The following is a 25857-nucleotide window of genomic DNA, read 5'->3' as shown; positions in this document are numbered from 1 at the left end:
AACGGCTCTTCTCGGCTATCGGCTACCGGTACCGGCGTCGGCGCCGGGCCCGCGCTCGGCGGCGGGCCCCGCGCTCAGCGGCGGATGCCGGTCGCGAACGGCAGGGTGTTCACAAAGGCCCGGTGGTGCTCGCGGTCGCACCACTCCAGCTTCAGGTACGACTTGCCGGCGGAGGCCCTGATCGTGCGCTTGTCCCTGGCCAGGGCTTCGGGGGAACGCGACGACACAGTGATGTACCCGACGAGGTTGACTCCTGCCGCGCCGCTGGCGAGATCTTCACCCCGCTGGTCGAGCCGGCCGTGCGCGGCGATGTCGCGCGGGTCGACGGTGCGGTTCATCTTGGCGGCGCGGTTGGCCTCCGCCTCGTCGTTGGTCTTCTCGGTGAGCATCCGCTCGATGGCGACCTCGGTCGGCTCCAGGTCCATGGTGACGGCGACCGTGCGGATCACGTCCGGGGTGTGGACGAGCAGCGGGGCGAGGAAGTTGACGCCGACCGGGGTCATCGGCCACTCCTTCACCCAGGCCGTGGAGTGGCACCAGGGGGCGCGGGTGGACGACTCGCGGGTCTTGGCCTGGAGGTACGTCGGCTCGACGGCGTCGAGTTCGGCGGGCCAAGCGTTTCGTTTCGTCATCGCCTGGATGTGGTCGATCGGGTGGTCCGGGTCGTACATGGAGTGCACGAGGGACGCGAGCCGGGACTGGCCGAGGGGCTGGCGGACCCGGATGTCGGCCTCGGCGAGCCGGGCGCAGATGTCGGTGAGCTCGCGGGCCATGACGACGGCGAGGCCGGCGTCCTTGTCGAGCTTCTTCGCGCCGGTGGCCTGGCGGGCGGCGCGGGCCATGGCGTCGGCCTCGGCGGCGAGTTCGCGGGTGTAGTGCATGCACGCGACGAGGTAGGCGCGGTGCTGCTCGCTGGAGGTGGACACCATGGACTGCAGCTGGTCGTACGACTGCTGGAGCCAGGCGGGCGCGTTCGTGTCGCCGCGCTGGGCGACGTCCTTGGCGTGCGCGTCGGGGTCGGCCGGCAGGGTGCGGGCCAGCATCTGCAGGCGGGTGACGAACCCGTCCCCGTTGGCGACGTGCTTGAGCAGCGTGCCGAACCGGTCGACCAGGGCCTCCTGGTCCTCGCTGTCGCGCAGGCCGACGCCAGGGCCCTCGATCTCGATGGCGGCGGTGACGGTGCGGCGGTCGGCGTGGAGGAGTACGGCGATCTCGTCGGGTCCGAACGGCGCGGAGAGCCAGTTGATGCGGCCGATACCGGGCGGCGGGCCGATCTCGACCTCGCGCCCGTCGAGACGGGTACCGGCCTCGACCGCGCCTGAGCGGTAGGCGGTGCCCTGCTTGAGGATCCGCTTGTAGCTGCGGTTGATCTCGAACCACTTGTAGAAGGTGCGGCGCTTGTACGGGACGTACACGGCGGCCAGCGCCAGCATCGGGAAGCCGGTGAGGAGCGCGATCCGCAGGGACAGGACGGGGACCAGCAGTCCGCTCATCATGCCGAGGAACGCACCCGCGATGATCAGCGCGATCTCGCCGGTCTCGCGGTTCTTGCCGACGATCGCGTTCGGCCGGGCGCGGCCGATGAGATACGTGCGGCGGGGCGCGACCGCATGGGACTGGGTCGTCAACGCCCTCCACCTCCTGTGCTTCCTGTGTTTCCGCTGCTGTTGCGGCTGCTGTGCGGGGTGCCCGCGGTCGGGGCGGCGTTGCCGCCGCTACGGCGGGGCGGGGGCGGGGGTGCGGCGGAGGGGACAGATCCGCCGCCGCCCCCGCGGGCGCTGTGGGCGGCTACGCCGCCGGAGACGGGGTTGGCGGGGCGGGCGCCGGCGGAGTTGTTGCCGCCGGTGTTCGCGTTGTCGCGGGTGCTGTGGGTCTTGATGCCCTGGGAGACCAGGGAGGCGGGGGAGGAGATGACCGCGGCGGCGGCGTTCTCGCCGGCGCGGTGGAGGCGGTTGTTGCGGGAGGCGACGATCTCGTCGCCGAAGCCCGGGACGAACCGGTAGATCATCGCCGAGGCGAAGATCGCCAGCAGGATGATCGCGAGGCCGGAGACCACGGCGGAGAACGAGTCGGGCCCGGTACCGGACGACAGCGCGCCGGCCAGTCCGAGCACGATGACGATGACCGGCTTGACCAGGATCACCGCGATCATGATGCCCGCCCAGCGGCGGACATGGCCCCACATGTTCTTGTCGACGAGCCCCGAGTACACGACGACGCCGAGGAGCGCGCCGACGTAGAGCAGCACCGCGCGCAGGAACAGTTCGAGGAACAGCACGCCCGCGGCGAGGACGGTCACCAGCGACACGATGATCAGCATGATCGGCCCGCCGCCGATGCTGTCCCCCTTCTGCAGCGCCTGCTTGAAGCTGCCGAAGAAGACGTCGGTCTGCTGGTTCGTGCCGGACGCGATGACCTCGGTGACGGCGTCGGTGGCGGAGACGACCGTGTAGAGGATCAGCGGCGTGAAGGCGGAAGCGAGGACGGTCAGCCAGAGGAACCCGACGGCCTCGGAGATGGCGGTGGTGAGGGGGACGCCGCGGATCGCTCGCTTGGCGACGGCGAGGAGCCAGAGGAGGAGCGTCAGGAAGGTGGCGGCGGCGAAGACGACGGCGTAGCGGGCCAGGAAGGCGGAGTTCGTGAAGTCGACGTCGGCAGTCTCTTTGACGGCCTTCGACAGCGCGTCCACGATCGCGACGGCGGCGTCGGCACAGCCACGGGCGAGGGAGGTGAGGGGGTCCAGGGCGGAGGTGGGGTCGGGGGTTGTGGTGGCGCCGCGGCCGGGTTGGCCGTTTTCGCAGTACTCCTTCGCAGGGCCGGCGATGAGCGCGCACGGATCGTTGCTCGCACCAGGCGACGGGGTAGGCGACGGCGTGGGCGTCGGGCTGGGTGCCGCAGCGGCACTCGACGCGAGGGACAGCACCGCCACCTGGGCGGTCACCAGGACGGTGAGGACGGAGCGGGTACGCCGCGGGCTAGCGGGCATACGTGAACCCTCCGTACTCCTTGACCGCGTCGGCGATCTCCTCGGACCCAGATACCGGGTTGTCCCCGGTCACGGGCGTCGGGCCCGTCTTCTGGGTGGTGGACACGACCTTCCAGTCGGAGTCGGCCCACTGGAGCTTGAAGCTCACGGTGAACCAACTGCTCGTCACGGGCTTCGTGGACGACTCGCCCGTAAGGCCGAACAGGCCGACGCACCACACGTCGACGTCCGCAGTGTCGCCGCCGAAGCTCTTCACCTTGGCTCCGGCAGGGGCCGTGCGGTTGACGAATGTCGAGTCGACAGGGGCACTACCGTCGGCGTTGAGGCCGATCTGGGCCAGGAACCCCTCTGAGTAGTCGGCGTCGAAGCCGGACTGCAGCGTCTCCATCGAGCTCGGATGCGCGAGCGAGCGCACGATCTCGTGGCGGCGGCCCTTGTTGAACATGCCGTCCGAGCCCAGCGCCACCGCATAGTTCGCCGCTGCGCTCTGCGCCCCCTGCTCGTCCTTCGCCCAGCCCTTGCCCACCGGCCCCACCCCCGTCGCCGACGTCGGCGCGGCCGCGCCCGGGTTCTTGCCGTTGTTGGGGGTTGCCGAGTCCCCGTCGTCGCCGCCGCGGTTGGCGAAGGCGATGGCGGCGATCAGGAGGACCACCACGCCCACCACCGTGATCAGCGAGCGCGAGCCGCGCGCGGCGGGGCGGCGGCCGCCGTACGGGTCGCCGGTGACGCCCTCCGGGAGGCGGGTACGCGTCTGGCCCGCGCCGCCCACACCGCCCTCGTAGCCGTCGTTCTGGTCGCCGAGGCTCATGCCGGGTACGCCCCCTCAACCCTTCGCGGGTTAGACAGTGGTCGTGCTGCTCTCACGGTGTGGTGACTGGACATCAGGGGCGGTCAGACAGCCATTCCGTACACGATGGTGAACAGCGTCCCCAGCGATCCGATGATGAACACGCCGGTGAGGCCGGCGACGATCAGGCCCTTGCCCTGTTCGGCGCTGAACGTGTCGCGGAGGGCGGTCGCGCCGATGCGCTGTTTGGCCGCGCCCCAGATCGCGATGCCGAGGCAGATCAGGATGGCCACCGCCATCACGACCTCGATCATCACGCGGGCCTCGTTGCCCAGGCTCCCGAATGGCCCCCAGTTGGGAGCGATTCCGCCGATGATGGTGGTGATGTCGCCCTTCTCGGCCGCCAGGTACATGTAACTCACCGCCCCTATTGGGTAGTTCGTCGCCCCTGCCTGATGGCATGGGTCATCGCCCTATCTTCGCTGATGAAACCGCCCGCGTGTGACGGCTTGGCGGCTCTCTTTACCCGATCCCCGCACATTTGACCGAGCGCGCCGCGCTGACCTGCGGCGGCGCGGGCTGGTTGTATGCGAGGACACGTATCGTCACTCTGTGTATCACGCAGGGTGACTCCGGGCAATTACTGTCGTTGTTACACCTCAGGGCGCGTACAGGGCGGACCTGGGCGTTTCCGGCGGGGGAGCCCGTAGGGAGGGGTGCTCGGGGTGGGGGCTTGCGGTGGGCTTCTGGTGCGGCCGCCCTCTTTCCGAGTGTGGCCCCTGGAGGCACCGCGTCAAGGGCGCTCCTCCGTCGCGTCGCTTCGCGATTCCGCTTGCGCTCCACCCTTGACCCGGCACCTCCAGGGGCCTTTTCACACTCGGAGGGCGGCCGGGGGTGAGGGTCCGCGCGTAACCCTGCGGTGGTGCCTGGCCGCCGTGGGCGGCCGGCGGGTCGGCACGCACCAGTTGAGTGGGGTGCCCATTGCCGTCTCGGCGCCATGACCGCCGTCCCGAGGCGCGGTACATGCCCGGCTGGTCGTTGTCCGTGGGGAGCGAAGACAGACGGGCCGGGGCTGGGGGGAATATGACGTTTCGGTGCTGTGGAGCGAGGCGCGAAGCCTCATGAGTCACACGGGGCTCGTCCGGTCACCCTCGTACCGTCCTGGAACGTTCCGAGCACGGAAACGTCGGTCGGGCGTGGCAAGTGGCAGGGCGGGTTGCCACGTCTGCCGCGCGAGGTCGGGGTGCGTCCAGGTGATGGCGTACTTCCGCAGAATGCCATCCGCAATCGCGGCGAGTGTGATGGGAGCGGGGTCCAACGGACCTCCGTCGGCTGCGCGGGAGTCGCCGCAGCGTTGAGGGACAACGGGGTTTCGGGTGCACAGCCTGTGCGGGAGCAGCCAGGAACAGGGGTATGGCCGGCCCGGCGGATCACGAGGCACTCATTCCGCTATCGAGGCGCCGGCCGGGAACGCCGGCCCTGCCCTGCTCTCAGCCGAAGACATCCAGGAGGTCGGACCAGGAGCCGTCGTCGGCGGGGCGGGGCCGCATCGGGCGCGGCTCCGGGTAGGTTGCCGCCGCAGTCCTCGCGCGGACGATGTCCGGTCCGCCGCATGCCGCGACCGCGAAGGCGCCGAAGACCTTGGCGAACGCGGCCGGGTCGTGGAACTCCACGCCGAACGCCCGGCCGTCCTGCAGCGGCACCCACACCACCCGGTCGACCCGGTGCCAGTCCAGCACTGGCTGGTCGTCCGCGGTCGACCTGCCCTCCAGCCACAGCCGCGCCACGTGCAGCAGGTTCACCCTCTCCATCGGCAGCCGCTTGCGCCGGACACGCAGTTCCCTCGTCGTCAGCGTGACCTTTTGGTCCTTCTTCGGATACCAGACGACACCGACCCCGAACGGCGCCCACAGCAGGATCCCGATCACTGGCCAGACCAGAGCGTCACCCCAGGACCGGAGCAGCCCGTCCAACAGAGACAGGACCCCGAAGACCAGAATCCACTTGGCCGTCATCCGCCAGAACCCAGTGCCCTGACGGTAGAGAACTCGCCGCTTCCCGCCATCGCCATGCCCGCACGCTACCCCCGCCCGCGCAACTCCCCGAAGTTCAGGCGTTTCGCTGCTTCCCGCAGATCGGAGAAGTACGGGTGTGGCCTCATGAGACCCATGTGACTTGTGAGGCGTCACCCCTCGCTTCACGGCACCGAAACATCCCATTCCCCTTGCCCCCGGCCCGGGCCCGTCTGTCTTCGCTCCCCACGACAATGACCAGCCGGGCATGGACGGCACCTGACGACCGCCGCATGGCGCCGAGACAGGATTGGGCGCCCCACTCAACGACCGCGTGCCCACCCGCCGGCCGCCCACGGTGGCCGGGCACCACCGCAGGGTTACGCGCGGACCCTGCCCCCCGGCCGCCCTCCGAGTGTGAAGAGGCCCCTGGAGGTGCCGGGTCAAGGGTGGAGCGCAAGCGGAATCGCGAAGCGACGCGACGATAGGAGCGCCCTTGACGCGGTGCCTCCAGGGGCCACACTCGGAAAGAGGGCGGCCGCACCAGAAGCCCACCAGAACCCCCACCCCCAGTACCTCAGCAGGCTGAGCACCGAAGTCCTGCTGAGGTCTGTCAGCTGAAGCCGAGTTCGGTGAAGGCGCAACCTCCGCGTTCCGCATAGGGCAGTGCCTGCCGGGTCACGAGCCTCGGAGGCTGCCGGAGGTACTGGCGGAAGCCCGAGGCCCGGAACTTCAAGTCGAACAGGTGGCCTTCGATGTGCCAGAGCGGCCAGTGGGCGAAGTTCGGGCGGTCGTCATCCGGGTCCAACCGGTGCACCCGCTCGACCTCCAAGTCCACGTCTACGCCCGTGAAGCCGAGGTCGCCCTCAAGGTCGAAGACATCGTCGAAGGCGAGCGTCGCCGGAGAGACCCAGAACGAGAAGTGCGTCGCGGGCGCGACCGGGTGGACCCAGCGGACGATGTAGTCGAGGTCGAAGAGAAGACGCGGCAGGACGTCGTTCGGCGGCTGGACGGACAGGCCGTGGATGGTGACGTCATGCCACCCCATGTCCTCGAAATCTGCGTCGCTCCAGGTGCTCTTGGAGAGACCTGAAGCCTCGTGGCTGCCGTTGCCCATGTCCGGGATCCAAGCAGACAGCTCAAAGCAAGCCGTCACGGGCCAGGGTTGGACGAGAGGGGATGGAGTCCTGGTCGTGAGGCGGGCGGGCCCCGATCCGCAACGACGGCGCGCCAGCCGGCGCCCCGCAGGCATTTCCCCCAGCCGAGGAAGGCTCCCGACAAAGACAGGGACCGCATCCAGAAGGCCGTCGCCGCGCCCTGAGCCCTGAGGGGGGCGGAGGGGGGACGGACCCGGCCGCTCCGCGGCCGGATCGCGCCATGCATCGGCTCAGTGCTTCCGCCCTGCCGCTGCGGGGTGGTCTTCTTGCGCCTGGCCGGCCGTCGCCCCAGGGGCAACACCAGTCACACACGCAACACCTGTCACGCCCGCAACACCCGTCACACGCGCACCATCCACAGGGGAGGAAAGCCCATGTTCACGCACAAGCTCACCGCTGTCTCCGCCGCCGCAGTGGCACTCGGTTCCACCCTGCTCCTCGCCCCCGCGGCCTCCGCCGCGCCCGCCGCCGAGCAGGCCGCCGCCTGCCGGACGGTCAAGGACAGCAGCCGCTTCGGCGCGTCCTGCCTCGACAGCGGCCTCTACCGGGCCGTCGCCCGCTGCGCCAACGGGCGCACCGTGCCCGGTCCCTGGGTCCGCGACCAGTCCTGGTCGTACGCCTCCTGCACGAGCGTCGGCTCCACCGTCACCGGCGGGTACGTGCAGTTCGCCTGACCGGCACCGGCACACCGGCACCGGCACACCAGCACCGGCGCCCGCATCTCAGCCGCCCGTCGTGCCCACGCACGCCTCGTTGCCCTCCGGGTCCGCCAGGACCCAGTGGCCCGGGGCGTGCTCCGCCGTCACCAGCGTGCCGCCGGCCGCGAGCGCCGCGGCGATGCGGGACTCCGCCCGGTCGTGCGGGACCCAGACGTCCACGTGGACCCGGTTGCGCTGCGGGCGCGGGGTGTCCATCTGCTGGAAGTAGAACGGCGCGCCCCGGCCCTGCGGGTCGACCAGGTCCTCCGGGCTGCCGGCGCGGTCCTCGTACCCGAGCAGCGCCCGCCAGAACGGCGTCACCTTCCCGGCGTCGAGCGCGTCCACCGTCACCTGCACGGTCTGCACGGCGGACGGGTCCGCCGCAAGGCCCAGTTCCCGCGCCACGGTGGAGATCCGGCGGGCCAGTTCGACGTGCTGCAGGGTGAGGCCGTAGTAGTCCTCCGTCAGCGCGATCAGGCGGACCGTCACGCCTGCCCCCCGGATGTCCACGTCCGGCGCCTCGCCGGCAATCGCGGCCACCTCCGCCACGAACCGCGCGCCCGCCGCGAACGAGCCGGTACGGAAGTACGCGCACGCGCCCTCGCCCAGGACCCGCCAGTCCTCCGTCCCCTCCGCCTCGTGGAACTGCCGCGGCCGGATCCGTACGAGGTGGTCGAACTCCCCGTTCCGTACCCCGCGTGCGAAGGCGTCCCAGGTCGCCCGGGACGTCGTCACGACGGGCCCGCCGTCCGCCTCCCGCAGCCGGACGGCGCCGTCGTCCGGAGCGTGCGACACCTCGATCTCGTCGCAGGTGAAGGGTCCGCCCGCCCGGACGGAGTCCAGGAGCGCGCGGAAGCGGGCGGGGGTGGTGGTGAGCACGGAGCCGGTGGGGTCGTCGGAGCCGGTGAGGGCGATGGCGCCGTCGGCGGTGGCGGTGACGCGTATGCAGGAGTCGCCTTGGGCGCAGTGCGACGACTTCTGCCACTCGGTGGCGGGCATGGACGGTCCTTTCACATGTACGACAGGCGCGAGCGGCGGCGGATGCGGATGGTGTGGTGGACGGGGACCCGGCTCTCCACCGTAGCCCCGATCCGCCCGATCCTCCCGCCGCCGATACGCGTTGCCTCTCCATGGCGGCTCGGTGAACAGCGCGGACAACAGGCCATCTGTTCAAGGCAGTTGATGATCACCGCGTTACGTTGGACCCGTGACCGACATCGAATCCCGCATCGACACCACCCGGCCCCACACCGCCCGGATCTGGAACTACTGGACCGGCGGCAAGGACAACTACCCCGTCGACCGTGAGGCCGGCGACCGGATCCGGGAACTGCATCCCGGGATCGGGGAGTACGCCAAGGCGGACCGGCTGTTTCTCGGGCGAGCCGTGCGGCATCTCGCCGCCGAGGAGGGGATCCGGCAGTTCCTGGACATCGGGACGGGGCTGCCGAGTGCCGACAACATCCACGAGGTCGCCCAGCGCGTCGCCCCCGAGGCGCGGGTCGTGTACGTGGACAACGACCCGCTCGTCCTCGCCCACGCCCGCGCGCTGCTCGTCGGGTCGCCCGAGGGGCGTACGGACTACCTGGACGCCGACCTCCGGGACGTCGACGCCGTTCTCGCCGCGGCCTCCAGGACGCTCGACCTCTCGCAGCCCGTCGCGCTGATGCTGCTCGGTGTCGTCATCTTCGTCGAGGACGACGAGGAGTCGTACGCGGTCGTCCGCCGCCTCATGGACGCTCTCGCGCCCGGCAGCCACCTCGTCCTGTCGCACACGGTCACCCACCCCGACATGCCGGACGTCGACGCTGCGGTGGCCTTCTGGAACGAGCACGGGACCCCGAAGCTCACCCAGCGCACCCCCGACGCGATCGCGCGGTACTTCGACGGGCTGGAGCTGCTGGAGCCGGGGGTCGTGTCGTGCTCGGCGTGGCGGCCCGCGGAACCGGCGGCCGACGTCGCCATGTACGCGGGCGTCGGACGGAAGCCCGGCTCCGGCTCCGTCTGAGTACGGCCGTCGGTACGGATGAGTCACGGATGAGTAGCCGTACCGACGCGCCCCGTCCACCCGCCGCGGTGTCATGGGCGTATGACGACGAAGCAGTGGGACGCCGTGTACGCCCGGGCGCACTGGGCGGCGCAGCACAGGGCGCCGCGGCAGCCGGAGGAGCGGGACCGGCAGGCGTGGACGCCGTCCGTGGCGGTGGGGCTGGTGGCGCTCGCCCTGCATGTCCTCGTGCAGCTGGTGTACGGCTTCTCCGTGATGGCCACGGACGGCTGCGGGTCCGACCACTGCCCGCCGGGCGTCACCGGGCCGCTGACGGCGATGTCGCTGGGGTACTACGGGATCCTCACGCTGACCCCGCTCGCGCTGATCGTCGCGCTCGCGCTGCCGTGGCGGTACCGGTGGCGGCGGGTCCGGATCCTTGTGGCGTGCGCGGGGCTGCTGCCGCACCTGACGGTGTTTCTGAGCCTCGTCGCGCTGGTGGCCTTCGGCTGACGGTCCGGCCCGCCTATTCTGGGCGGGTTGGCCTGGTCTGCGCGGTGACCCGGTCGGCTGGTCGGCCGGGTTGGACTGCCAAGACCCTAGGGGTGGTTGACGGTGCGTAAGGCGTGGGTGGTCACCGGTGTGTCGATCGGGGCCTGCCTGAGCTTCGTCGTGCTCCTCGTCGTCGGGACGTACTCGGCCTCCGCCGGGCTCATCGGGGGCGCCGGCAACGGCAAGAACGGGACCGTGGCGCTCGCGAAGGGCGCGGTGCCGGCCGCGTACCAGGGGCTGGTGCAGAAGTGGGGCAACCTCTGCCCGGCCATCAACCCGGCGCTGCTCGCCGCGCAGCTGTACCAGGAGAGCGGCTGGAATCCGCGGATCGTCAGCCCGGCCAACGCGCAGGGCATCGCGCAGTTCATCCCCGGCACCTGGGCCGGGCACGGCATCGACGGGGACAAGGACGGGGACCGGGACGTCTGGGACCCGAACGACGCGATCCCGAGCGCGGCCTCGTACGACTGCGAGCTCGCCGGCTATGTAAAGGACGTACCCGGCGATCCGACGAACAACATGCTGGCCGCGTACAACGCCGGCGCCTACCGGGTCATCAAGTCCGGCGGTGTGCCGCGGATCAGCGAGACGCAGAACTACGTGCGCATCATCCGCGAGCTGGAGAAGAGCTTCGCGCGGCCGGTCGGCCGGATCGAGCCGTCCCGGCAGGCGGCCGGGGCGATCTACTTCGCGCAGAAGAAGCTGGGCACGCCGTATCTGTGGGGTGGCAACGGGACGCCGGAGCACGGTGGCCGGTTCGACTGCTCAGGTCTGACGCAGGCCGCGTACCGGACCGTGGACATCGAGCTGCCGCGCGTGGCCAACGACCAGTACAACGCCGGTCCGCACCCGTCGCGGGACCAACTTCTGCCGGGGGACCTGGTGTTCTTCTCCGACGATCTCAACAATTCGCGGGCCATCCGGCATGTGGGGCTGTATGTGGGCGGCGGGTACATGATCAATGCGCCGTACACTGGGTCCGTCATCCGGTTCGACAAGATCGACACGCCGGACTACTTCGGTGCGACCCGGGTCACGAAGGACGGGGCCGCGGCGCTGCCGACGGGCCTGCCCCGTGCGTGACGCCGCGCGTGACACCGTGTGAGGTGCGGCCCTGAGCCGGGGTGACGCGTCACTCTTCGATAACGTCATGGTGATCTTTAGGGGAACCCTGGAACGTATGCGCGGAGCGCCTCGTTCCTTGTTCTGACCGCATCCGACCACGGGGGCCGGAATACAAGGCAAGGGGCCGCAGCACATGGCTGGACTCGCGTCGGACGGTTCGAACCCCGATGTCAGCCTGCTCTTCGACATCAACGGACTGGCGAGGTCCGCACCCCCGTGGTTCGACCGCGTCATGGAGTTCACCGGCGAGTGGGGCATCATGCTCGCCATGGTCCTGGTCGGGCTGGGCTGCTGGTGGAGCGTGCGTCGCCGGGGCTCGCTCACGGACTCGGTCTCCGGCGTCGCCGGGCTGATCTGGGCCCCGCTCGCGGCCGGCGTCGCGCTGCTGGTCAACATCCCCATCCGCGGCTTCGTCGAACGGCCCCGGCCGTTCCGGGACCACGAGGGGCTCGAGGTCCTGATCGGCGGCAAGACGGACTACTCGTTCGTCAGCGACCACGCCACCCTGGCGATGGCGCTGGGCGTCGGACTCTTCGTCGCGCACCGCACGTTCGGCATCGCCGGGATCGCCCTGGCGCTCGCCGAGGGCTTCTGCCGTGTCTACATGGGTGTGCACTACCCCAGCGACGTCATCGGCGGCTTCGCGCTCGGCACGGCGGTGGCGTTGCTCCTGGCCCCGCTGGCGCTCGCGCTGCTGACCCCGCTGGTCTCCGCGATCGCCCGTTCACGGACGGCCGGTCGGCTCGTCCGCTCCCGGGCGGCGGACCGGCGGGCGGTCTCCGGGACGGTCGGCATCCCGGAGCCCCGGACCGGTACGGCCTCGGGCCCGGGGGAGAACGATCTGGCGGCCTGACCCCGCCCCGCCCCGGCGGTCCCTCAGAACCGGCCCGGGCTCATCACCGAATCGCTCTCCCGCGGCGGCGCCATGTGCGCCGCCGCGTCCGTTCGCGCCCGGTCCCGCGAGCGGCGGGCCGGCCCCGTCCAGCCGCAGCTGCAGCGGGCGAGCGCGAAGGAGCCGCGTTCCGTGGTGGTGGTCTCGTGGCGGGGCTGGTCCTGCACCCCTCCACCGTACTGCGCGTGACGAGGTCCCCCGACCGTCGTTAGGAGGCTGGGTGGGTTCGGGCAAACCGCTGGACCGCGTTGGGGGTTGGCAGGCGATGGCAGAGCAGCAGCACAGGCTCAGGGGCGCGGCGCTGGCCGTCGCCGCGGTGGTCGGGGCGACGGCACTCGGCGGCTCGCTCAGCGGCTGTTCCGACGGCCCGGCGGACGCCCGTACCGGGGACGTGGACCCCGTCCGCGCGGTCCGGGACGCGTCGGCGGTGCTGTCCCGGGCCGGTACGTCGAAGGCGAGCACGTCGATGGAGATGGCGGCGGGCGGCACCCGCGTCACCATCCGCGGCGAGGGGACGTACGACTTCCGGCAGCGGGTCGGCCGGCTGAAGGTCGTCCTGCCCCGGGACGCCTCCGGGGCCGAGGAGCACCGGCCGATCACCGAGCTGCTCGCGCCCGGCGCGCTGTACATGAAGAACCGCGGCGCGGGCGTGCCCGCCGACAAGTGGGTGCGGATCGACACCCACACGCTCGTCGACGGCAACCTCGTCACCGGCGGGGCGACCGACCCGGCCGCCGCGGTGGAGCTGCTGCGCGGGGCGAGCGAGGTGCGGTACGTGGGGGAGGCGGAGCTGGCGGGGGTGAAGGTGCGCCACTACCGGGGCGTCACCGACATCGCGCGGGCGGCGGAGCTGGCCTCGCCGCAGGTGCGGGGTGCGCTCGCGGCGGCGGCGAAAGGGTTCGCCACGGACGCGGTGCCGTTCGACGCGTACCTGGACGAGGCGGGGCGGCTGCGGAAGGTGCGGCACCGGTTCAGCTACCCGAGCCGGGGGCGTACGGTCGCGGTCGCGTCGACGACGCTGCTGTACGGCTTCGGCTCCCCGGTCGAGGTGCGGCTGCCGGATCCGCGGGACATCTACGCCGGCCGGATCGAGGCCTGAGGCGGGGCGTGCGAGCCGGGGTCCGAGGCGGGGGCGCGCCGCGGGACCTGAGGCGCGGGGCTGATCGAGGCCCGGCGTCCGGGTGCGGGGCGTGGCCTGAAAACGCGGTACGGATCGGGGGCGAGGGCCGCCGAGGGCTGCTGGGTGCCGCCCGGGCCAGGGCGCAAATGGTCCGGACGTGCCATGCGCGGTGCGTGTCGCGCTCCCTACGCTAGGAGACCGCACCGGCAGGCCGGCAGGAAGAGGTGAAAGCGCGTGGCTCCGCCCCCTTCGACCATAGTCCTGGACCACGATCACATCGCCCTCGCCGAGATCGAGCTGTGCGGCGAGCTGATGATCGCGGCCTCCGCCGCGGACGGGGAGCGGCTCAGCGCGGACCGTATCGACGAGGTCCTCCGGGTGACCCAGGGCCCCGTCCTGCCGTACCGCGCCGCTCCCGGGCTTGGCCGGAACTAGAGAGCTGTCCCGGTCAGGTGCGCATCATGCGGGCGATGGCCTTCGTGGCCTCCTCGACCTTCGCCTCGATCTCGTCGCCGCCGGTGCGGGCCGCGTCGGCCACGCAGTGCCGCAGGTGCTCCTCGAGCAGCTGCAGCGCGAAGGACTGCAGGGCCTTGGTGGAGGCGGAGACCTGAGTGAGTATGTCGATGCAGTAGACGTCCTCGTCGACCATCCGCTGGAGGCCGCGGATCTGGCCCTCGATCCGGCGAAGCCGCTTGAGGTGCTCGTCCTTCTGCTTGTGGTAGCCGTGCACTCCGTGGGCGTGGTCGGCAGTCTCGACGGCCTCGGGGGTGACCTGGCCCGTGGCGGAGGTCGTTGCCTCGGTGGTCGTCATCGCGTCCTCCCGCTGTCCAGAAGGGGTGGGTATACCCCTCGTGGGTATATGGTACCGGGTCTGGCCGAAAGTGGCCGGGGGCCCGTGCAGATCACTGTGCCTGATGGGCGACACTGAAAGACGCCGGTTAGCCGTGGCCGGATGATGCGCCTAGCATCAGCCTGACCGAAACCCATGCACCCCGAGGACCCCTTGTGCGCTTTCGTCTGACCCCCAGGGAGACGAGCTTCTACGACATGTTCTCCGCATCCGCGGACAACATCGTCACGGGCTCCAAGCTCCTGATGGAACTGCTCGGCGCGGAGCCCTCCGCCCGGGCCGAGATCGCGGAGCGCATGCGGGCAGCGGAGCACGCGGGCGACGATGCCACCCACGCGATCTTCCACCAGCTGAACTCCTCGTTCATCACGCCGTTCGACCGTGAGGACATCTACTCCCTCGCGTCGTCCCTCGACGACATCATGGACTTCATGGAGGAGGCCGTCGACCTGGTCGTCCTCTACAACATCGAGGAACTGCCCAAGGGCGTCGAGCAGCAGATCGAGGTGCTGGCGCGCGCGGCGGTGCTGACCGCCGAGGCGATGCCGCACCTGCGGACGATGACCAAGCTCACCGAGTACTGGATCGAGGTCAACCGGCTCGAGAACCAGGCCGACCAGATCCACCGCAAGCTGCTCGCCCACCTCTTCAACGGCAAGTACGACGCCATCGAGGTGCTGAAGCTGAAGCAGATCGTGGATGTGCTGGAGGAGGCGGCCGACGCCTTCGAGCACGTGGCGAACACGGTGGAGACCATCGCGGTCAAGGAGTCCTGAGGCGTCGTGGACACCTTTGCTCTGGTCGTGACCATCGGTGTCGCGCTCGGATTCACGTATACGAACGGCTTCCACGACTCGGCGAACGCGATCGCCACGTCGGTCTCGACGCGGGCGCTGACGCCGCGCGCGGCGCTGGCGATGGCGGCGGTCATGAACCTCGCCGGTGCCTTCCTCGGCAGCGGCGTCGCCAAGACCGTCAGCGAGGGCCTGATCGAGACGCCGCACGGCGACAAGGGGATGGGCATCCTCTTCGCGGCGCTGGTCGGCGCGATCGTGTGGAACCTGATCACCTGGTACTTCGGTCTGCCCTCGTCGTCCTCGCACGCGCTGTTCGGCGGCATGGTGGGCGCGGCGCTGGCCGGCGGGACCGAGGTGATCTGGTCCGGGGTGCTCGACAAGGTCGTCATCCCGATGTTCATCTCGCCGGTCGTCGGCCTGCTCCTCGGCTACCTGGTCATGTGCGTGATCCTGTGGCTGTTCCGCAGGGCCAACCCGCACAAGGCCAAGCGGGGCTTCCGCATCGCGCAGACGGTGTCCGCGGCGGGCATGGCGCTCGGTCACGGTCTGCAGGACGCGCAGAAGACGATGGGCATCGTGGTGATGGCGCTGGTCATCGCCGATGTCGAGCAGGCCGGCGACGAGATCCCGGTGTGGGTCAAGATCGCCTGCGCGGTGATGCTGTCGCTCGGTACCTACGCGGGCGGCTGGCGGATCATGCGGACGCTGGGCCGGCGGATCATCGAGCTGGACCCGCCGCAGGGGTTCGCGGCGGAGACGACGGCGGCCTCGGTGATGTACACGGCCTCGTTCATGTTCCACGCGCCGATCTCGACGACGCACGTGATCACCTCGGCGATCATGGGCGTGGGCGCGACGAAGCGGGTCAACGCGGTGCGGTGGGGGGTCGCGAAGAACATCATCCTCGGGTGGTTCATCACGATGCCGGCGGCGGCGTTGGTCGCGGCGGCGAGTTACTACGTGGTGCGGCTGTTCTTCGGCTGACGGGCCGCACCCCGGTTCTGCCGGGGGTCCGGGGGTGGCCCCCCCGGGGTGGCCGGCGGTGACGCGGTTCGGCTGACGCGCGGTACCGGTACGAAGTAGGGCCCGGCTCCCCTGTGGGGGAGCCGGGCCCTTCGCCTTGCGGTGGCACCGCCATGCAGCACCGCAGGACGTCCACGCGGCGGAGCCGCATGATCCATGGGTTACCCGAAGCGGCCGGAGATGTAGTCCTCGGTCGCCTGGACGGACGGGTTGGAGAAGATCCGCTCGGTGTCGTCCAGCTCGATCAGCTTGCCGGGCTGGCCGACCGCCGCCAGGTTGAAGAAGGCGGTGCGGTCGGAGACGCGGGCGGCCTGCTGCATGTTGTGCGTCACGATGACGATCGTGAAGCGCTCCTTCAGCTCGCCGATCAGGTCCTCGATCGCGAGGGTGGAGATCGGGTCGAGGGCCGAGCAGGGCTCGTCCATGAGCAGGACGTCGGGCTCGACCGCGATCGCGCGGGCGATGCACAGACGCTGCTGCTGACCGCCGGAGAGGCCGGAGCCCGGCTTGTTCAGGCGGTCCTTGACCTCGTTCCAGAGGTTCGCGCCCTTGAGGGAACGCTCGACGATGTCGTTGAGCTCGGCCTTCTTGTACTTGCCGTTGAGCCGCAGGCCCGCCGCCACGTTGTCGAAGATCGACATCGTCGGGAACGGGTTGGGGCGCTGGAACACCATGCCGACCGTGCGGCGCACCGCGACCGGGTCGACACCCGCGCCGTACAGGTTCTCGTCGTCCAGCATCACCTTGCCCTCGACCCGGCCGCCGGGGATGACCTCGTGCATGCGGTTGAGGGTGCGCAGGAAGGTGGACTTGCCGCAGCCGGAGGGGCCGATGAAGGCCGTCACGGAGCGGGGCTCGACGGTCATGGAGATGTCGTCGATCGCCTTGTGGGCGCCGTAGTAGGCGGAGAGGCCGCTGACGTCGATTCGCTTGGCCATATCAATTCACTTCCAGAGTTGGCGCGCGTCAGCGGCCGGTCTTCGGGGCCTTCCAGCGGGCGATGCCGCGGGCCACCAGGTTGAGGATCATGACGAAGGCGATGAGGACCAGCGCGGCGGCCCAGGCGCGGGCCACGGCGGCGTCGGTGCCGACCGCGTACTGCTCGTACACGTAGAGCGGCAGGGAGGACTGCGCGCCTTCGAAGGGGTTCGGGTTGATGAGCTTCGTACCGAACACGAGGAGGAGGACGGGGGCCGTCTCACCGGTGATGCGGGCGACCGCGAGCATGACGCCCGTGGTGATGCCGCCGATCGCGGTGGGCAGGACCACCTTCAGGATCGTCCGCCACTTCGGGACGCCGAGGGCGAGGGAGGCCTCGCGCAGCTCGTTGGGGACGAGCTTCAGCATCTCCTCGGTGGAGCGCACCACGACCGGCATCATCAGGATGGCCAGGGCCATCGCGCCGGCGAACCCGGAGGGGCCGAAGCCCAGGATCAGGTTCCAGGTGGCGAGGATGAACAGACCCGCGACGATCGACGGGACGCCCGTCATGACGTCGACGAAGAAGGTGACGGCCTTCGCGAGCCGTCCCTTGCCGTACTCGACCAGGTAGACCGCGGTCAGCAGACCGATCGGCGCGGCGATCGCGGTGGCGATGAGGACCTGCTCGATGGTGCCGAGCAGCGCGTGGTAGATGCCGCCGCCGGCGTCGGCGTCGAGGACGCCGTTCATCGAGTGGCTCAGGAAGTACGGGTCGAGGACTTCCAGGCCCTTGCTGATCGTCGTCCAGGCCAGCGAGAGCAGCGGGACGACGGCGAGGACGAAGCAGACCCAGACGATGCTGGTGGCGACGCGGTCCTTGGCCTGGCGCCGGCCCTCCACCTTGGCGGTGACGGCGTACGTGCCGAGGACGAAGAGCAGCGCGGCGATCAGGCCCCACTGGATGCGGCTGTGCCAGCCGGCGCCGAGTCCGATGCCGACCGCGGCGGCGATCGAGCCGGCGGCGACGGCGAACGGCGTCCAGCGCGGGAGGCGCGCGTGGCTCAGCGGGTCGTGGACGACGGAGGTCACGGGGCGGTCCTGTATGGCGGTCATCATGCGTTGGCCCCCGAGTACTCCTTGCGGCGGGCGATGATCCAACGCGCGGCGCCGTTGACCAGCAGGGTGATGACGAAGAGGACGAGACCGGAGGCGATCAGCGCGTCACGGCCGAACTCGTTCGCCTCGTTGAACTTGGAGGCGATGTTCTGGGCGAAGGTCCCGCCGCCCGGGTCGAGCAGGTGGCCCGAGATGAGGAAGCTGGGGGAGAGGACGACGGCGACGGCCATCGTCTCGCCGAGCGCGCGGCCGAGGCCCAGCATGGAGGCGGAGATGATGCCGGAGCGGCCGAAGGGCAGCACCGACATGCGGATGACCTCCCAGCGCGTGGCGCCGAGGGCGAGGGCGGCCTCTTCGTGCATCCGGGGGACCTGGAGGAAGACCTCGCGGGTCACGTTGGTGATGATCGGCAGGATCATGATCGCCAGCAGGATGCCCACGGTGAACAGGGAGCGGGCGGGGCCGTCGCTGGACTTGTCGAAGATGTACGTCCAGCCCATGTACTCGTTCAGCCACTGGTTCAGGCCGTCCAGGTACGGGACCACGAAGATCGCGCCCCAGAGGCCGTAGATGATGCTGGGCACGGCGGCGAGCAGGTCGACGATGTACGCGAGCGGCGCGGCGAGCTTGCGCGGCGCGTAGTGCGAGATGAACAGCGCGATGCCGATGGCGACGGGCACGGCGATGGCCATGGCGATGATCGAGGAGACGATCGTGCCGAAGGCGAGGACGGCGATGCCGAAGACCGGCGGGGTACCGGCCGGGTTCCACTCGGAGGTGGTGAGGAAGTTCGCGCTGTCCTGCGAGATGGCGAGCACGGCGCGGTAGGTCAGGAAGACCGCGATCGCGGCCATGATGACCAGCAGGGTGATGCCGGAGCCGCGGGAGAGGCCGAGGAAGATCCGGTCTCCGGCGCGGCCGGTGCTCTTGGAGCTCCGGCTTTCTATGGGTGGTGGTGTCGTGGTGGTGGTAGCCATGGGTCTCTCCGGTCTGCGGAACCCCGGGGGGGTTCCTGGCGGCGATGCACCGGATACCGGGGCCGGCCCGTCAGGGGTGCTGGACGGGCCGGTCCCGGTCGGGGGTCAGGACAGGGTCGGGACGATCGCGCGGACCTTGGCCGCGATCTCGGCCGGGAGCGGGGCGTAGCCGGCCTCGGCGAGGACCTTCTGGCCCTCGTCGCTGACGGTGTAGTTGAGGAAGGCCTTCAGGGTCGGCAGGGTCTCCGCCTTGTTGCCCTTGTCGCAGGCGATCTCGTAGGTGACGAGCATCAGCGGGTAGGCGCCCTCGGCCTTGGTGGCGTAGTCGAGGGACAGGGCCATGTCGGAGCCGGTGCCCTTGACCTTGGCGGCGGCGATGGCCTTGGAGGCGTTCTCCGGGGTGGCCTCGACCGGGGCGGCCGCACCGGTGTTCAGCTTGACCGTGGAGATGCTGCTGGCGGTCGCGTAGGAGAGCTCGAAGTAGCCGATGGAGCCCTCGGTGCCCTTGACGCCGGTGGCGACGCCGGAGGAGCCGTTGGCGGCCTGGCCGCCCTGGGCGGGCCACGACTTCGACTTCGGGTCGTGCTTCCAGTCGGCCGCGGCGGCGGTCGAGAGGTACTTGCCCAGGTTCTGGGTGGTGCCCGACTCGTCGGAGCGGTGGAAGGCCTGGATGGTGGAGGCCGGCAGCTTGGCGCCCGGGTTCAGCTTGGCGATCGCCGGGTCGTTCCACTTGGTGATCTTGTTGTCGAAGATCTTGGCGAGGGTGGAGGCGTCCAGGACGAGGTTGTCCACGCCGTCCAGCTTGTAGCCGACGGCGATCGGGCCGCCGACCATCGGCAGGTTGACGCCCTTGCCGCCCTTGCAGATCTTCTGGGACTCGGCGACCTCTTCGTCCTTCAGGGCGGAGTCGGAGCCCGCGAAGGCGACCTGGCCCTGGTTGAACTTGGTGATGCCACCGCCGGAGCCGATGGGCTGGTAGTTGACCTCGACGCCCTCACAGGCCGCCTGGAAGTTCTTGACCCACAGGTCCATGGCGTTCTTCTGGGCGGAGGAGCCGGCGGCCAGCAGCTGGCCCTTGGCGCCGTCGCACTTGATGTTCGACGCAGCGGTCGTCTTCTTGTCGCCGCCGTTGGCGCCGCCGGTGTTGTCGTCCGAACCACACGCCGACAGGACCAGGGCGCCGGAGACGACGAGGGCACCGATCGCGGAGGCGCGAAGCCCGTTCTTGCGCGAAAGCTTCACTTTTCGGGTGTTCCTTCCAGAAGCCCGCCCGCCTTGACCTTGCTGTCCAGGCTGTTCTACGGCGGCGTGTGTCGGGGTCGGTGTCACGTCGCAGTGCCGTGCACCTTGTACGGCCGAAATTAGGCAGAACAGGTGAAGCCGTCGACGGAGGAGAGTGAACGACAGGTGAACCGTGCCGAAAGGCCGGGTGCGGGAAACCTGGCCCCCCTTGGCTCAGGAGTGTGGCGTGCCCTTCCGGTGGTACCGCTCGTTATTCGGTCACCCCGACGGTGCACGAGGAGTGAGGGCGTGATCGACACACGCGATGTGCAACGACCGTCGAGGACATTCTCGCGCTGCTATGTCGCCCCAGAGCTGAGGACATGGCTCGACGGGGGTGGCGCGCTGGAGGGCTGGCTGGGGGGCCGGACGCCGTTGATCTCCTACGCCCGGGTTTCCGCCGACCGGCTGAACGGTGACTCGATAGGCATCGCGCGCCAGCACAGGAACAACGCCAGAAGCGCGGAACGGCATGGCTGTGCCGTGGTGCTCCACTACGAGGACAACAATCTGAGTGCCGCGAAGCCCGAGGTCGCGCGCCCGGCTTTCCGTCGGATGTGCCAGGACATCGTCCACGGTCACGAGCGGGAGTCGGGGATTCCCGTGCGCGGGTGCGTCAGCGTCGAGCGTGAACGGGTCTACCGCCTTCCCCGCGACTTCGTCGCTTTTCAGGACGCTCTGATCGGGGCCGGTGACGGATTCTTCATCGAGGGCGAAACCGTCCTGGACATCGCGCGTGACGACGGCCTGACGCTGGGGATGGAGGAGGTGGACCGTGTGCGCACGCGTACGGCGAGGAGCCGCGCCGATCGGGCGGAGGAAGGCCGGGTCTTCGCGGGGCCGCGCAGATTCGGCTGGCTGGGCGCCTCTCACGACCCCTACCGGCTCGGCAACCAGCACAGGAACGACAAGGAATGGCCGCACCTGGTCGCCATGGTCAACGCGCGCAGCGCGGGAACGTCATGGCGCGCGATCGCGGGCGATCTGAACCGGCGAGGCGTGGAGACGGCGCGTGGAGGGCGCTGGTCGGAGCAGGGAGTGAAAGGGCTTGTCACCAATCCGGCCTGGTGGGGTGGTCGCGTTCTCGACGGCGTACTGGTGTCGGACCCCGAGAGCGGTGAACCCGTGATCGGGGAATGGGACCATGCCGACGAAGCGCTCGACGGAATCGGGTTTCAGACCTGGAAGAACATCATGACGGGTGTGAGCGCGGCCCGCCTGCACCGAGGCATGCGACGAGACGGGCATCAGAGTCGGCCCGCGCGGGCCGGACAGCGACGGACGTATCTCTTCGCCGGCGTTCTGCGATGCGGGCGGCTCAACGACTTCGGTGAGATCTGCCGGGCGAAGCTCAGCGGTAACAAGGCGACCGGCAGGAACGCCAAATACGGCGACTACTACAGGTGCGGAGACGCCAACTGCAAGGGCATCGGTCGGCGAGTGGAGCCAGTGGACCGATACCTGGAGAGTCTGATCCTCGCCCGTCTCGACGAGTATTTCGCCGATGCCGCGACATCGGCGGTCGCGTGGCGGGGCGAGAAGAAGCTCACGGCGCTGCGTGCGCAGCGACGAGCGATCGAGCTGTCGGTCGTCGAAGGGGAGACGGCCTGGGGCGACGTCCGTGAGCTCCTCGCGCGCGTGAACCGGAACGTCGAGAGTCTCGAGACGGAGAGACGGGATCACCTTGAGGCAGAGGCGCGTCGCAATCTGCTGAGCGGGTGGAGCCGTGAGAAGTGGGACGGGATGGGGCTGAGCGAGAGGCGTGAGGTGATTGCCCGGGTCCTGGGATCGGTGCTCGTTCTGCCCGTGCCCAAGGGGGTCAGTGACAAAGCTCCGTTCGATCCGACTCTGCTCAGACCTGTCTGGCGTCGGGAGCCCGATTCCCCCAGGCGGTGAGCAGAGCGTCGACGAGTTCCTTGTCCCTTTCCCGGGTCAGGCGGGACCGTGCGGCGTCCGGGGGCAGCCAGAGCATCCGGCTCACCTCCCGGCTCGGCTCGAACGAGCCGTCGATGGCCTCGGCCGCCCAGTAGCGGACCTGCTTCGGGTGACCCGCCACCTCGTAGTGCACGGTGGGCAGCTCCATGCCCAGCGTGCACGTCATACCGGTCTCCTCACGCACCTCCCGGCGGGCGCAGTCGCGCATGCTCTCCCCCCGCTTCAGCTTGCCCTTCGGGTGGGACCAGTCGCCCCACTTCGGGCGGAAGACCAGGGCGAGCTGGATGCCATCACCCGCCGGCGAGCGCCGCCACAGCACGCAGCCGGCGGCCAGGATCGGGGTGGGGGTGGTGGTCATGAGACGGGGGTCGCCGTTCGCTGCCAGGTCTGCTGGAAGGCGAAGCGGGCCGCTTCCACCTCGTGCCGCTGGTCGGCGTGGAGGACGCCGAGGGCGTACGCGGTGGCCGGGGCGATGCGCGGGGTGCGGGCCGCCGTGGCGGCCGCGGCGGCGGCCTCGGCGGCGTCCCGGTGCCGGTCCAGGGCGCGGCCCGCGTCGAACAGGACCGGGTCGGGGCGGCCGTGGTCCCCGCGCAGCGCCTCCTGCGCGTACCGGTGCAGCCGCAGCAGCTGGCGGGCCCGGTGCCAGGGCGCGTCCTGCGTCTCGCCGGCGGTGAGCTCCAGGGCCTCCGCGTTGTACGGGTGCGCCGCGCGGGCCAGCGGCAGGGCGGCGACCGCGTCGAGCAGCCGGCGCTCGACGACCTCGGCGGGGGCCTCCAGGACCTCGGCGGCGGGGGCCGCGCCGGCCGGTCCCAGCGGCACCTCGGAGGCCAGCAGCGCCACGGCGTCGGCGACCGCGTGGAACCGGGACGAGCCCAGCGCCTGCAGCGCCGCCGAGTGCGCCCGGGTCCGGGCCAGGGTGAGCTGCCGCTCCAGGAGCGCCCCGGCACGGGCCGCGCCGACGGTCAGGCCGTGCGCGCCGCCCTCCGCGGCGCGCGCGACCGGCACGACGGTCCCGGTGCCGTGGCCGGCGCCCGACAGGCGGGACAGCGCGTCCACCAGCCGGACGAGCCGGGAGGTGCAGGCGTGCTCCAGGGCCAGCGTTCCGGACAGCCAGGCCAGCTCGGTGCGCAGCTCGTCGGCCCAGCCGGGTTCGAGCAGCACCCGGAAGGTGTGCAGGGTGCCGCTGATCCGGCGGGCCGCGCCGCGCAGCGCGCGGGCGGCCTCCTCGGCGCCGGCCGTGTCGGCGCCGCTCTCCGCGTGCAGCCGCAGGCTGCGCAGGAAGTCACCGGCCCGGGCGTGCAGGTAGGGCGCCAGGACGTCTCCGGCCGTGGGCTCCCCGGCCGTCGGCTGTTCAGGGTTGTGCACGCCGGCGCCTCCGCGCGTCGATGAGCATCTCCTGGACGTGCCTGAGCGGCTGGCCGTCGGGGTCGGTCGCGTGCCGCGTCCAGTTCCCGTCCGGACCGAGGTGCCAGGAGGAGGTGGTGTCGGACATCCCGGTCTCGAGGAGCCGGGAGAGCGCGGCCCGGTGGGCCGGGTCGGAGACCCGGACCAGGGCCTCGATGCGGCGGTCCAGGTTGCGGTGCATCATGTCGGCGCTGCCGATCCACACCTCGGGCTCGCCGCCGTTGCCGAAGGCGAAGATCCGGGAGTGCTCCAGGAAGCGGCCGAGGATCGAGCGGACCCGGATGTTCTCCGAGAGGCCGGTGACGCCGGGGCGCACCGCGCAGATGCCGCGGACCCAGACGTCGACGGGGACGCCGGCCTGCGAGGCCCGGTAGCAGGCGTCGATGATCGCCTCGTCGACCATCGAGTTGACCTTGATCCGGACGTAGGCGGGGCGCCCGGCGCGGTGGTGGGCGACCTCCTTGTTGATCCGCTGGATCAGGCCGTCCCGCAGGGACTTGGGGGCGGTGAGCAGCCGGCGGTAGGTCTCCCGGCGGGAGTAGCCGGAGAGCCGGTTGAACAGGTCGGACAGGTCCGCGCCGACCTGCGGGTCGGCGGTGAGCACGCCGAGGTCCTCGTACAGCCGGGCGGTCTTCGGGTGGTAGTTGCCGGTGCCGACGTGCGAGTAGCGGCGCAGCGTCTCGCCCTCCTGGCGGACGACGAGCGACAGCTTGCAGTGGGTCTTCAGGCCGACCAGGCCGTACACGACGTGGCAGCCGGCCTCCTCCAGCTTGCGGGCCCACTTGATGTTGGCCTGCTCGTCGAAGCGCGCCTTGATCTCGACGAGGACCAGCACCTGCTTGCCGGACTCGGCGGCGTCGATGAGCGCGTCGACTATGGGGGACTTGCCGGAGGTCCGGTACAGCGTCTGCTTGATCGCGAGCACGTCCGGGTCGGCCGCCGCCTGCTCCAGGAACGCCTGGACGGAGGTGGAGAAGCTGTCGTACGGGTGGTGGAGCAGCACGTCCCGCTCGCGCAGCGCGGCGAAGATGTCCGGCGCGGACGCGGACTCGACCTCGGCGAGGTCGCGGTGGGTGCCGGCGACGAACTTCGGGTACTTCAGCTCCGGCCGGTCCTGCGAGGCGATGCCGAACAGGCCGGTGAGGTCCAGCGGGCCGGGCAGCGGGTAGACCTCGGACTCGGAGATCTTCAGCTCGCGGACCAGCAGGTCGAGCACGTACGGGTCGATGGACTCCTCGACCTCGAGGCGGACCGGCGGGCCGAAGCGGCGGCGCAGCAGCTCCTTCTCCAGGGCCTGGAGCAGGTTCTCGGCGTCGTCCTCCTCGACCTCGAGGTCCTCGTTGCGGGTCACCCGGAACATGTGGTGCGCCAGCACCTCCATGCCGGGGAACAGCTCCTCCAGGTGCGCGGCGATGACGTCCTCGAGGGGGACGTAGCGCTGCGGGCTGGCCTCCAGGAAGCGGGTCAGCAGCGGCGGGACCTTGACGCGGGCGAAGTGGCGGTGGCCGCTGACCGGGTTGCGCACGACGACGGCCAGGTTGAGGGAGAGGCCGGAGATGTACGGGAAGGGGTGCGCGGGGTCGACGGCGAGGGGGGTGAGGACCGGGAAGATCTGCTGCCGGAACAGGGTGAACAGCCGGGCCTGCTCCTTCTCGGTGAGCTCGGGCCAGCGGATCAGGTGGATGCCCTCGTCGGCGAGCGCCGGGGCGACGTCCTGCTGGTAGCAGGCGGCGTGCCGGGCCATGAGCTCGCGGGACCGGGTCCAGATCAGGTCGAGGACCTCGCGGGGCTGCAGGCCGGAGGCGGAGCGGGTGGCGACGCCGGTGGCGATGCGGCGCTTGAGCCCGGCGACGCGGACCATGAAGAACTCGTCCAGGTTGGACGCGAAGATGGCGAGGAAGTTCGCCCGTTCGAGGAGGGGCGTGTTCGGGTCCTCGGCGAGTTCGAGCACGCGCTCGTTGAACGCGAGCCAGCTGCGTTCGCGGTCGAGGAAGCGGCCCTGGGGCAGTTCCGCGCCGTCGGTGTCGCCGTTCTCCTCGTACACGTCGAGGTCGGCGTCCAGATCGGGCTCCAGGTCGGACACCGGGCCGTTGTGATTCACGGCGTGCGGGCGGTGTGCGGCTATGGAACCGATCGACGGCTGGGCGGTCGGCTGGGCGGAGGACTGGACCGGGACCTCGGCGGGCTGCTGGCTCATGGCCCCATTCTTCCGCGCGAAGGGGTGAACGGGCGCGTCG

The 25857-nt window shown here is 70.5% G+C and carries 26 protein-coding genes; 10 read left to right on the top strand and 16 right to left on the bottom strand.

Features of this window, described 5'->3' with window-relative positions:
* Positions 1-74: 74 nt before the first annotated feature.
* The 6 genes from ABZO31_RS15540 to ABZO31_RS15515 all read right to left on the bottom strand — a co-directional run bounded on the left by ABZO31_RS15540 (position 75) and on the right by ABZO31_RS15515 (position 6902).
* On the bottom strand, positions 75-1628 hold the full coding sequence (locus tag ABZO31_RS15540) for an SCO6880 family protein (protein WP_406861821.1): 1554 nt from the start codon (positions 1626-1628) through the stop codon (positions 75-77).
* Entirely contained in the window at positions 1625-2986 is a 1362-nt protein-coding gene (locus ABZO31_RS15535; protein ID WP_406861819.1) for a hypothetical protein, read from the bottom strand. The genes ABZO31_RS15540 and ABZO31_RS15535 overlap by 4 nt, the downstream gene beginning before the upstream one ends.
* On the bottom strand, positions 2976-3794 hold the full coding sequence (locus ABZO31_RS15530) for a hypothetical protein (protein ID WP_406861818.1): 819 nt from the start codon (positions 3792-3794) through the stop codon (positions 2976-2978). The genes ABZO31_RS15535 and ABZO31_RS15530 overlap by 11 nt, the downstream gene beginning before the upstream one ends.
* Positions 3795-3877: 83 nt before the next feature.
* Positions 3878-4186 carry a hypothetical protein gene (locus ABZO31_RS15525; protein WP_406865364.1) on the bottom strand — a complete coding sequence of 103 codons (309 nt, stop codon included), beginning with the start codon at positions 4184-4186 and terminating at the stop codon, positions 3878-3880.
* A 1077-nt stretch (positions 4187-5263) separates the two neighbouring features.
* The gene (locus ABZO31_RS15520; RefSeq protein ID WP_406861817.1) at positions 5264-5788 is read right to left on the bottom strand and encodes a hypothetical protein; all 525 of its coding nucleotides are present in this window, start codon (positions 5786-5788) and stop codon (positions 5264-5266) included.
* 610 nt (positions 5789-6398) lie between these two features.
* On the bottom strand, positions 6399-6902 hold the full coding sequence (locus ABZO31_RS15515) for a hypothetical protein (RefSeq protein ID WP_406861815.1): 504 nt from the start codon (positions 6900-6902) through the stop codon (positions 6399-6401).
* Positions 6903-7316: 414 nt separating this feature from the next.
* On the opposite strand from ABZO31_RS15515, the gene ABZO31_RS15510 reads away from it, so the two are divergent.
* Positions 7317-7616: a hypothetical protein gene (locus ABZO31_RS15510; RefSeq protein ID WP_406861814.1), complete on the top strand. Its 300-nt coding sequence runs from the start codon at positions 7317-7319 to the stop codon at positions 7614-7616.
* A gap of 48 nt (positions 7617-7664) precedes the next feature.
* Here ABZO31_RS15510 and ABZO31_RS15505 read toward each other — a convergent pair whose 3' ends face one another.
* Complete coding sequence (locus ABZO31_RS15505) at positions 7665-8639, bottom strand: VOC family protein (RefSeq protein ID WP_406861813.1); 975 nt, start codon at positions 8637-8639, stop codon at positions 7665-7667.
* Between the two features lie 208 nt (positions 8640-8847).
* Between ABZO31_RS15505 and ABZO31_RS15500 the strand changes: the two genes are divergently transcribed.
* The 4 genes from ABZO31_RS15500 (at position 8848) to ABZO31_RS15485 (ending at position 12157) form a co-directional block, all read left to right on the top strand.
* A complete protein-coding gene (locus ABZO31_RS15500) occupies positions 8848-9648 on the top strand; it encodes an SAM-dependent methyltransferase (RefSeq protein WP_406861812.1) in 801 nt (266 codons plus the stop codon).
* Positions 9649-9729: 81 nt separating this feature from the next.
* Positions 9730-10140 (top strand): hypothetical protein, encoded by a 411-nt coding sequence (locus ABZO31_RS15495; protein ID WP_406861811.1) that lies wholly within the window; start codon positions 9730-9732, stop codon positions 10138-10140.
* Between the two features lie 102 nt (positions 10141-10242).
* Positions 10243-11262 (top strand): NlpC/P60 family protein, encoded by a 1020-nt coding sequence (locus tag ABZO31_RS15490; protein ID WP_406861810.1) that lies wholly within the window; start codon positions 10243-10245, stop codon positions 11260-11262.
* A 175-nt stretch (positions 11263-11437) separates the two neighbouring features.
* Complete coding sequence (locus tag ABZO31_RS15485; protein ID WP_406861809.1) at positions 11438-12157, top strand: phosphatase PAP2 family protein; 720 nt, start codon at positions 11438-11440, stop codon at positions 12155-12157.
* Positions 12158-12180: 23 nt separating this feature from the next.
* Here the strand turns inward: ABZO31_RS15485 and ABZO31_RS15480 are convergent, their stop codons facing one another.
* The gene (locus ABZO31_RS15480) at positions 12181-12363 is read right to left on the bottom strand and encodes a hypothetical protein (RefSeq protein ID WP_406861808.1); all 183 of its coding nucleotides are present in this window, start codon (positions 12361-12363) and stop codon (positions 12181-12183) included.
* A gap of 98 nt (positions 12364-12461) precedes the next feature.
* On the opposite strand from ABZO31_RS15480, the gene ABZO31_RS15475 reads away from it, so the two are divergent.
* Complete coding sequence (locus tag ABZO31_RS15475) at positions 12462-13295, top strand: hypothetical protein (RefSeq protein ID WP_406861807.1); 834 nt, start codon at positions 12462-12464, stop codon at positions 13293-13295.
* Positions 13296-13550: 255 nt separating this feature from the next.
* Positions 13551-13751 (top strand): hypothetical protein, encoded by a 201-nt coding sequence (locus ABZO31_RS15470; RefSeq protein ID WP_406861806.1) that lies wholly within the window; start codon positions 13551-13553, stop codon positions 13749-13751.
* 13 nt (positions 13752-13764) lie between these two features.
* Here the strand turns inward: ABZO31_RS15470 and ABZO31_RS15465 are convergent, their stop codons facing one another.
* Positions 13765-14127, bottom strand: a complete 363-nt coding sequence (locus ABZO31_RS15465; protein ID WP_406861805.1) for a metal-sensitive transcriptional regulator — start codon at positions 14125-14127, stop codon at positions 13765-13767.
* A 194-nt stretch (positions 14128-14321) separates the two neighbouring features.
* Here ABZO31_RS15465 and ABZO31_RS15460 point away from each other — a divergent pair, with 194 nt between their 5' ends.
* Together ABZO31_RS15460 and ABZO31_RS15455 are read left to right on the top strand one after the other, a co-directional pair.
* Positions 14322-14942 (top strand): DUF47 domain-containing protein, encoded by a 621-nt coding sequence (locus ABZO31_RS15460; protein ID WP_406861804.1) that lies wholly within the window; start codon positions 14322-14324, stop codon positions 14940-14942.
* Positions 14943-14948: 6 nt separating this feature from the next.
* Positions 14949-15947, top strand: a complete 999-nt coding sequence (locus ABZO31_RS15455; RefSeq protein ID WP_406861803.1) for an inorganic phosphate transporter — start codon at positions 14949-14951, stop codon at positions 15945-15947.
* A 200-nt stretch (positions 15948-16147) separates the two neighbouring features.
* Here ABZO31_RS15455 and pstB read toward each other — a convergent pair whose 3' ends face one another.
* The 4 genes from pstB to pstS form a co-directional block, all read right to left on the bottom strand.
* The gene (gene pstB, locus ABZO31_RS15450; protein WP_406861802.1) at positions 16148-16924 is read right to left on the bottom strand and encodes a phosphate ABC transporter ATP-binding protein PstB; all 777 of its coding nucleotides are present in this window, start codon (positions 16922-16924) and stop codon (positions 16148-16150) included.
* Between the two features lie 28 nt (positions 16925-16952).
* The gene (pstA, locus tag ABZO31_RS15445) at positions 16953-18023 is read right to left on the bottom strand and encodes a phosphate ABC transporter permease PstA (RefSeq protein WP_406861801.1); all 1071 of its coding nucleotides are present in this window, start codon (positions 18021-18023) and stop codon (positions 16953-16955) included.
* A complete protein-coding gene (gene pstC / locus ABZO31_RS15440; protein ID WP_406861800.1) occupies positions 18020-19000 on the bottom strand; it encodes a phosphate ABC transporter permease subunit PstC in 981 nt (326 codons plus the stop codon). Before pstC ends, pstA begins: the two co-directional genes overlap by 4 nt.
* 105 nt (positions 19001-19105) lie before the next feature.
* Positions 19106-20242: a phosphate ABC transporter substrate-binding protein PstS gene (gene pstS / locus ABZO31_RS15435; protein ID WP_406861799.1), complete on the bottom strand. Its 1137-nt coding sequence runs from the start codon at positions 20240-20242 to the stop codon at positions 19106-19108.
* Positions 20243-20530: 288 nt separating this feature from the next.
* On the opposite strand from pstS, the gene ABZO31_RS15430 reads away from it, so the two are divergent.
* Positions 20531-22177, top strand: a complete 1647-nt coding sequence (locus ABZO31_RS15430; RefSeq protein ID WP_406861798.1) for a recombinase family protein — start codon at positions 20531-20533, stop codon at positions 22175-22177.
* On the opposite strand, the gene ABZO31_RS15425 is transcribed toward ABZO31_RS15430, so the two are convergent.
* Genes ABZO31_RS15425 through ABZO31_RS15415 form a run of 3 tightly spaced genes read right to left on the bottom strand, consistent with a single transcriptional unit; the run spans position 22134 to position 25817 of the window.
* Positions 22134-22574: an NUDIX hydrolase gene (locus ABZO31_RS15425; protein WP_406861797.1), complete on the bottom strand. Its 441-nt coding sequence runs from the start codon at positions 22572-22574 to the stop codon at positions 22134-22136. The two genes, ABZO31_RS15430 and ABZO31_RS15425, sit on opposite strands and share 44 nt — an antisense overlap.
* On the bottom strand, positions 22571-23581 hold the full coding sequence (locus tag ABZO31_RS15420; protein WP_406861796.1) for a CHAD domain-containing protein: 1011 nt from the start codon (positions 23579-23581) through the stop codon (positions 22571-22573). Before ABZO31_RS15420 ends, ABZO31_RS15425 begins: the two co-directional genes overlap by 4 nt.
* Positions 23568-25817: an RNA degradosome polyphosphate kinase gene (locus tag ABZO31_RS15415; RefSeq protein ID WP_406861795.1), complete on the bottom strand. Its 2250-nt coding sequence runs from the start codon at positions 25815-25817 to the stop codon at positions 23568-23570. The genes ABZO31_RS15420 and ABZO31_RS15415 overlap by 14 nt, the downstream gene beginning before the upstream one ends.
* Positions 25818-25857 lie beyond the last annotated feature (40 nt).

Origin of the sequence: Streptomyces solicamelliae (genome assembly GCF_045348655.1) — a bacterium.
Classification (GTDB): Bacteria; Actinomycetota; Actinomycetes; order Streptomycetales; family Streptomycetaceae; genus Streptomyces; species Streptomyces solicamelliae.
This window is presented reverse-complemented; position numbering and strand designations above follow the sequence as displayed.